At 71.0% G+C, this 2135-nt stretch carries 2 protein-coding genes; both read right to left on the bottom strand.

Annotated elements, in window-relative coordinates:
* The coding region (locus L979_RS12980; RefSeq protein ID WP_081994513.1) for a Mu transposase C-terminal domain-containing protein at positions 1-1318 on the bottom strand (1318 nt) is incomplete at its 3' end.
* 13 nt (positions 1319-1331) lie between these two features.
* Positions 1332-1964 (bottom strand): recombinase family protein, encoded by a 633-nt coding sequence (locus L979_RS12985; protein ID WP_016998066.1) that lies wholly within the window; start codon positions 1962-1964, stop codon positions 1332-1334.
* Positions 1965-2135 lie beyond the last annotated feature (171 nt).

Below are 2135 nucleotides of genomic sequence, written 5' to 3' on the forward strand. Positions count from 1 at the left end.
GCAGCTGCTGCTTGAGCGCGGCGCGTCGGGCGCCCCGGGCCTGCTGCAGCTGTTGGAGGGTGATGGTCTCAGCGGCCAGTTCGGGGGCGATCGCCCGGCACAGGTAGGTGTCCTGGTGGTAGACGCGCACCTCGCCGGCGTCGCGGGGGTCGTAGCGGATGGTCACGGTCTCACTGACGTAGGCGGCCAGCACCGGGCAGATGTAGCGGGTGCCTTGAAAGCGGATGCCGTCGCGCTGGACGATGCGGGTGGTCGCAGCGGTGAGCAGCAGCAGGTCGAGATCCTCGCCCCGGGCCGGGGTGCGCGGGATCCACCCGGCCCCGATCCAGCGGGCGGCGGGGGCCTGTCCGGTCTCGGAGTGCACCCGGGCGTGGTAGTCCTCGATCAGGTAGCGCTGGACCACTGCGTCGAGCTGCTCCAGGCTCAGGGCAGGTGGTGAGGTGGGGGTGCCGCCGGTGCCGTGCGGGATGTGCCCGGGCAGGTGCGGGAGCACCTCGGTGGTGATCGTGCCGTAGAAGCGTTCGATCTTGCCCCTCCCCTGCGGGACCCCGACGCGGGAGTGGATGAGCCGGATGTGGGTGTCCAGGCAGACCCGGTCCAGCCGGGTGCTGGTGAAGTCGGCCCCGTGGTCGCTGTAGAGCACCTCGGGCAACCCCTGGACCGGCCACCGCGGGTCGGGCTTGGCTCGCACGGCCTGGTGCAGGGCCAGGGCGGTCTGCTCGGCATTCGGGGCGCCGGTGAAGACGGTGTAGCCGGCGACCGCGCGGGAGTAGTCGTCGAGGATCACGCTCAGCCACGGCCGCACCGGGCGCCCCCGGTTGTCGAGGATCGCCACGTCGAGCAGGGTGTGGTCGGCCTGCCACTGCTCATTGGGCCTCACCGCCGACCGGCGGTGCACCAGCTCGTATCGGTCCCGGTAGGCGGTGTCTCCCTCCAGGGCCAGGGTGCGCAGCCCGGGGTCGATCGCGGCGATCACGCTGCGCACGCTCGAGTAGCTCGGGGGTGCCCAGCCGCGCTCCGGGGCCAGATCGCACACCCGGCGGTGGATGAACCTGGTCGTCGGCGCCGTGCGGCGCAGCGCCAGGGCCTCGATCACCGCGATCAGCTCCGCAGGCAGCCGGCGTTGGCCGCGGTCGCTGCGGGCCTTGCGCTGCAAGCCGGCCGCGGAGGAGTCCGCCCGGTATTCGGCGGCCCAGCGCTGCAGGGTGCGGACCGAGACCTGGGCGTGGGCGGCGAGCCGGGTCAGCGGCACCCCCTCGTCGAGGTGCTGGCGCAACAATGCCGCTCTCTCCTGCGGACCCAGCTGCACCACCACCATCACCCCACCTGGGTCAGTCCGCCGGACCGGGCTCGGGCTCGGCGGCGGTGACCGGTCCGGCCGTCACCGGCTCCGGGGACCGCGGCGGGAGGTGACGGTAGAGACTGGTGCGCGTGATCCCGGTCTTGGCCACGATCTCCGCCATCGTGTGCCCGCTCTCGCGCAGATGCGCCGCGTAGGCCAGCTTGTCCGGATCCACCACCGTAGGCCGCCCGATCCGCCGGCCCTTCGCCGCGGCCACCGACCGGGCATGAGCAGCCCGCTCGAGGGTGTAGGTGCGCTCCATCTGCCCGAACAACGCCAGCAGCACCACCGCCAACTGCGCCATCGGATCACTCGGATTGGTGGAGTCCACCTTGATCGGGTCCGCCAGGTTGCGCACCCCCACCCCCCGCTCGGCGAGGTCATGGATCAGGTTCAAGGTGTCGCGCACCGTGCGCCCGAGCCGGTCCAGGGTGTGCACCACGATCACATCACCCTCCCGGGCGTAGGCCAGCGCCGCGGTCAGCCCGGGACGCTCCGTGGTGGCCCCGGACTTCTTGTCCACATAGATCCGCTCGGCGGCGATCCCGACCTGCCGGAGGGCATCGATCTGCCGGTCGAGGTCCTGTTTGGCCGTCGAGACCCGCGCGTAGCCCAATTCCATGCGCCCAGCGTACCGGAAGTCGGTTCCGTACGACCTAAATGGTTCAGCACTTTTGGTCCAAGTTCTGGTACAGGAATCGCCGATCGTGCACATCGGGCAAGGATCCCCACGCGGGCCGTCCCACTACCAAGGAAGTGGGACAGTCGCCCGAGAGCGATCAACACGTCGATC

This window comes from Kocuria sp. ZOR0020 (assembly GCF_000800955.1).
GTDB classification, from domain to species: Bacteria; Actinomycetota; Actinomycetes; order Actinomycetales; family Micrococcaceae; genus Kocuria; species Kocuria subflava.

What these genes read in the sequence shown, in the direction of transcription:
- L979_RS12985 (WP_016998066.1), bottom strand. Translation starts at nt 1,964, where the DNA reads ATGGAATTGGGCTACGCGCGGGTCTCGACGGCCAAACAGGACCTCGAC.